The following is a 4,621-nucleotide window of genomic DNA, read 5'->3' as shown; positions in this document are numbered from 1 at the left end:
GTGCACCGGCACGTCCGCGGCACCGACCCCGCCACCGGCCGGGCGTACCGGGCGGACGACCCGGCGCTGCTGGTCTGGGTGCACGCCTGCGAGGTGGGCTCCTTCCTCGACGTCGTCCGCCGCGCCGGACTCCCGCTGACCGCCGCCGAGGCGGACGCCTACCTCCGCGAGCAGAGCGCGGTCGCCCGGCTGGTCGGGGTGCCCGCCGGGACGGACGTGCCGGACTCCGCCACGGCGCTGCGCCGCTACTTCGCCGAGGTCCGGCCCGAGCTGTGCGTGACCCCGGCCGCCCGGGAGGCCGTCCGGTTCGCCTTCCTGCCGCCGCTGCACGGCAGTGCCCTGCTCGCCGTCCCGGCCTGGTCCGGGCTGGTCGGCCTGGCCTTCGCGATGCTGCCGGCCTGGGCGCGCCGGATGTACGGCCTGCCCGGCTGGTGGATCACCGACCGGACGGCCGGCCTGGAGGCGCGGGCGCTGCGGGCGGCCGCGTTCCGCCTGCCGCGCAGCTGGTGGGAGGGCCCGTACCTGGTGGCGGCCCGGGAGCGGCTCGGTCTGCCGGCGGAGGCTCTCGGCGCGAACCGGGCAGGCGTCTGACGGCCCGTCGGGCCGTGGCCGCACCGTGCGGAATGTGGAGTTCTCCTGAATGTCATGTGCCGGTCCTACTATATGACTCCATGTCATGTGCATCGACGTACCGCCGGCACGGCGCACGGGTGGGGAGCTGAGGATGGGACACTTCGGGCCACCGGCCGCCACGACCGACCTGCCCGGCCTGGACGACACCGATGTACGGGTCTTCCAGTGGGCCGCCCGGCACGGCGGCCTCGACCCGGCGGCCGCCGCCGACGAACTCGACCTCGACCCCGCCGAGGTCGAGGCCGCCGCCGCCGTCCTCACCCGGCTCCACCTGCTCCGCCCACTGCCCGGCCCCGACGGCGCCCGACCGCAGCTGATCGCCGTCCCGCCCGACCTCGCCGTGGCCAGCCTGGTCGCCCCCGCCGAGGCCGAACTGCGCCGACAACTCGCCGACGCCGAACGCGTCCGCGCCGAACTCGCCGCCCTCGGCCCGCTCTACGCCCGCAACGCCGGCCGGCCCACCGCCGGCGGCGCCCTCGACGAAGTGCTCGAACTCGCCGCCGTCATCGACATCATCGGCCGGCTCACCGAACAGTGCCGCACCGAGGTGCTCACCTGCCAGCCCGGCGGCCCGCGCGCCCCCCACCTGCTGGAACAGGCCTTCGCCCGCGACCTCGCGATGATCCGCCGCGGCGTCCGGATGCGCACCCTCTACCAACACACCTCCCGACGCCACGCCCCCACCCAGGAGTACGTCCGGCGGATCACCGGCGCCGGAGCCGAAGTACGCACCCTCACCGCCCTGTTCGGCCGGATGATCGCCTTCGACCGGGAGGTCGTGATCATCCCGCACCACGAGGCCTACGACGGTGCGGTGATCGTCCGCGACCCCTCCACCGTCGCCTACCTCTGCGCGGTCTTCGACCACTCCTGGACCCTCGCCGACCCCTACGCACCCTCCTGCGCCGGCGACTCCTCGCTCGGCGAGATCAAGGAGGCGATCGTCCGGCTGCTCGCCGAAGGCATGAAGGACGAGATGATCGCCCGCCGCCTCGGCATGTCGCTGCGCACCTGCCGCAAACACATCGCCGAGATCATGGACGCGCTCGGCGCCGCCAGCCGCTTCCAGGCGGGCTACCTCACCCGCGCCCCGCGACCCGAGTGAGACCGCCCCTGAATCGCCCACCCGACCTAAGGCCGGTCTGGGCCGAGGAGGAGGGGCAGGGCGGCCAGTCGGCGGTGTTGGGGGCCGCCGCCCCACTGCAGTTGGTCGGGCGGCACTGCGGCCCGTAGTTCGGGCCGGTGGCTCAGCAGGGCCGCGAGCGCCGCGATGAGTTGGAGCCGGGCCAGTGGTGCGCCCGGGCAGTAGTGCGGGCCGAGGCCGAAGCCGAGCTGGCGGGCCGCGGTCGGCCGGTCCAGCCGGAGGACGTCGGGGTCGGGGTGACGGCGCGGGTCGCGGTTGGCGGCGGCGACCGACAGCAGCACGCCGCTGCCGGCCGGCACCACCGTGCCGCCGATCGGCACGTCCGCCAGCGCGGTGCGGGTGGTGGCGAACGGGCCGGGGGTGTCCCAGCGCAGCAGCTCGTCGACGGCGGCGGGCAGCAGCGCCGGGTCGGCGGCCAGCCGGGCCAGCTCCGCCGGGTGGGCGAGCAGCGCCAGTACGGCCATCGCGAGCATCTGCACCGTGCTGTCGAAGCCCGCCAGCAGCAGCATCGCGAGCAGGTCGGCGAGTTCGTCCTCGGTGACGTCCGTCCGGAGCGACCAGGCGGCGACGATCCGGGAGAAGGCGTCCTCGCCGCCGGGCCGGGCGAGCCGCCCGGCCGTGCCCGTCCGGACGAAGGCGTCCAGCCGGCGCTGGGCGGCCGGCACGTCGCGGTGCGCGATCAGGTCGTCGACCACGGCCCGCAGCGGCCCCCGGTCGGCCTGCGCCACGCCGAACACCTCGCACAGCACCCGGAAGGCGAACGGCGCCGCGAAGTGCGCCAGGAGGTCGACCGGCCGGTCCGCGGCCAGCGCGGCGAGCTGTTCCCGGGCCGCCCGTTCCACCAGGGGGCGGTATGCCGCGATCCGGGCCGCCGAGAGCGCCGGGGCGGCGAGCCGGCGGATCCGGGTGTGGTCCGGCGGGTCGTAGTCGACCAGGGTCATGTCCAGGGCCCGGCGCGGCCGGCCCGTCACGGGCGGCGGGGTCCGGGCCAGCGAGAGCCGCGGATCGGTGAACGCCGCCCGGACGTCCTCCTCCCGGGTCACCACCCAGACGGCGCGGCCCGCCGGGGTGGTGACCCGGGCCACCGGGCAGGACTCGCGGAGCCCGGCCAGCACCGGGTGCGGGTCCGCGGTGAAGCGGCCGCCGAGCGGCGAGTGCGCGGTCATCGCCTTCCCCTTCCGTCCCGGCCCGCTCAGTGCGCGGCGAGCAGGTCGCGGACGGCCTCCAGGGCGCGCAGCCCGGCGGCCCGGCCGGCGTCGTCCAGGTCCCGCAGGACCCGGGCGGCCGCGGCCTGCCCGGCGTCGGCGGCCCGGCGCTCCAGCACCGCCGCGAGTGCGGTGGCGGCCTGCCGGGCGAACAGCGCCAGCAGGTCGAGTTCGCCGAGGCTGGCGCGGGCCTGCGGCGCCGGGTCGAGCACCTCCAGCACGCCGAGCACCCCGTCCGGGCCGAGCAGCGGCGCCGCCATCAGCGCGTTCGGCACGTACGCGGTCTTCTCGGCGAGGTCGCGGGCGAACCCGGCGCTCTGCGACAGGTCGTCGACCACCATCGGCTCGCCGGACCCGGCGACCCAGCCGGCGATGCCCCGTCCCGCCGGGAAGCGCATGCCCACCAGGAAGTCCTCGCCCTCCCCGGAGACCGCCTGGAAGACCAGTTCGTCGGCCTCCCGGTCGAGCAGGAAGATCGAGCTGGCGGCGGCGCCGAAGATGGCGCGGGCGGTGTCGACCACCGACTGCAGCAGGTCCCGGGCGACCGGGTCGGTCTCGGCGGCGCGGCAGGTTCCGTTCATCGGGCACCCCTGGTGGTGTTCTCGAGGCCGTTGCCGGCGCGGACGTTGGACGCTGCCTGGTACAGCGCGCTCTTGAGCTGGAAGACCGTCAGCTGCGGGTGCTTGGCGAGCACCCGGGCGGCCAGGCCGGCGAGGTACGGCGTGGCGAAGCTGTTGCCGGTGGTGCGGATCGTCGCGCCGCCCAGCCAGGGCACCGTGACGTTCTGCCCCGGCGCGAAGAACTCGACCGGCGGGGCCGGGTTGTAGAGGAGGAGCTCCGGGTCGTCCTCCTGGTGGCTGCCCACCGAGATCACCGAGGAGAACCGCCACGGGAAGCTCTCCACCGGGGTGTTGTGCGCCGAGGCGATGATCGCGGTGCGGTGGAAGTACGCCTCGTCGGCGAGCGCCCGCAACTCCTCGGTGAACCGCGTCCGGGTGGTCGACAGGCTCAGGTTGACCACGTCGAAGCGCTGCTCGACCGCCCAGCGCAGCCCGGCGAGCAGCACGTCCCCGCTGCCGGAGAACCGCTCGCCGAGCACCCGGACGCTGTACAGCTCGCAGTCCGGCGCGGTGCGGCGGACGATTCCGGCGCAGGCCGTGCCGTGCCCGCAGACGTCCCCGGTGTCGGTCGGCTCGACCCGGATCCCGTCCTCGTCCTTGAGCACCACGAACGAGCCGTCCACCGGCCCGACCATCGGGTGGTCGCGCTCGACGCCGCTGTCCACCACGCACACCCGCACCCCGCGGCCGGTCGACCCGCCCCACGCCCACTCGGGTGTCACCTCGGGGCCGTCGGCGGCGACCGGGATGTCCGCCGGACTGCGGCCGCGCAGGCTCCAGGTGAGCGCGGTGGGACTGGTCATCGCTGTTCCTCCTGTGTCGTTCCGGCCGCCGTGGTGCCGGCCGCCTCCGTTCGGGCCGCCGCGGTCCCTCCCGCCAGGGCGGCCACGGCGGCGGCCCTGCGCCGGCCCGCGGCGTGTCCCTTGGGCGCGGGCGCCGGCCCCGCCCCGGCGGCGGGGCCGGCGGCCCCGGCCGGGGGCTGGCCTAAGGCCACCGCTCAAAACCACATACCACAACAC

The 4,621-nt window shown here is 76.0% G+C and carries 5 protein-coding genes; 2 read left to right on the top strand and 3 right to left on the bottom strand.

The features are described 5' to 3' along the window. A partial coding sequence (locus ABZ641_RS26365) for an oxygenase MpaB family protein (protein ID WP_359985519.1) occupies positions 1-591 on the top strand: 591 nt, incomplete at its 5' end. A gap of 133 nt (positions 592-724) precedes the next feature. Then, positions 725-1,738, top strand: coding sequence for a LuxR C-terminal-related transcriptional regulator (locus ABZ641_RS26360; RefSeq protein ID WP_359985517.1), 1,014 nt, complete (start codon positions 725-727; stop codon positions 1,736-1,738). 26 nt (positions 1,739-1,764) lie between these two features. Here ABZ641_RS26360 and ABZ641_RS26355 read toward each other — a convergent pair whose 3' ends face one another. The 3 genes from ABZ641_RS26355 to ABZ641_RS26345 are packed head-to-tail and all read right to left on the bottom strand — an operon-like array spanning position 1,765 to position 4,405. Beyond that, positions 1,765-2,943: a cytochrome P450 gene (locus tag ABZ641_RS26355; protein WP_359985514.1), complete on the bottom strand. Its 1,179-nt coding sequence runs from the start codon at positions 2,941-2,943 to the stop codon at positions 1,765-1,767. A gap of 26 nt (positions 2,944-2,969) precedes the next feature. After that, entirely contained in the window at positions 2,970-3,563 is a 594-nt protein-coding gene (locus tag ABZ641_RS26350) for a GAF domain-containing protein (protein ID WP_344627833.1), read from the bottom strand. Then, a complete protein-coding gene (locus ABZ641_RS26345) occupies positions 3,560-4,405 on the bottom strand; it encodes a S8 family serine peptidase (RefSeq protein ID WP_344627832.1) in 846 nt (281 codons plus the stop codon). The genes ABZ641_RS26350 and ABZ641_RS26345 overlap by 4 nt, the downstream gene beginning before the upstream one ends. Positions 4,406-4,621 lie beyond the last annotated feature (216 nt).

Origin of the sequence: Kitasatospora sp. NPDC007106, assembly GCF_040634455.1 — a bacterium.
GTDB lineage: Bacteria > Actinomycetota > Actinomycetes > Streptomycetales > Streptomycetaceae > Kitasatospora > Kitasatospora arboriphila.
Note: the sequence above shows the minus strand (reverse complement) of the source record. Positions and strands in the feature narration are given on the sequence as shown.

Bases quoted from the DNA above. Each gene is read 5' to 3' on its own strand.
- ABZ641_RS26350 (WP_344627833.1), bottom strand. From the start codon at position 3,563: ATGAACGGAACCTGCCGCGCCGCCGAGACCGACCCGGTCGCCCGGGAC.
- ABZ641_RS26360 (WP_359985517.1), top strand. From the start codon at position 725: ATGGGACACTTCGGGCCACCGGCCGCCACGACCGACCTGCCCGGCCTG.
- ABZ641_RS26345 (WP_344627832.1), bottom strand. From the start codon at position 4,405: ATGACCAGTCCCACCGCGCTCACCTGGAGCCTGCGCGGCCGCAGTCCG.
- ABZ641_RS26355 (WP_359985514.1), bottom strand. From the start codon at position 2,943: ATGACCGCGCACTCGCCGCTCGGCGGCCGCTTCACCGCGGACCCGCAC.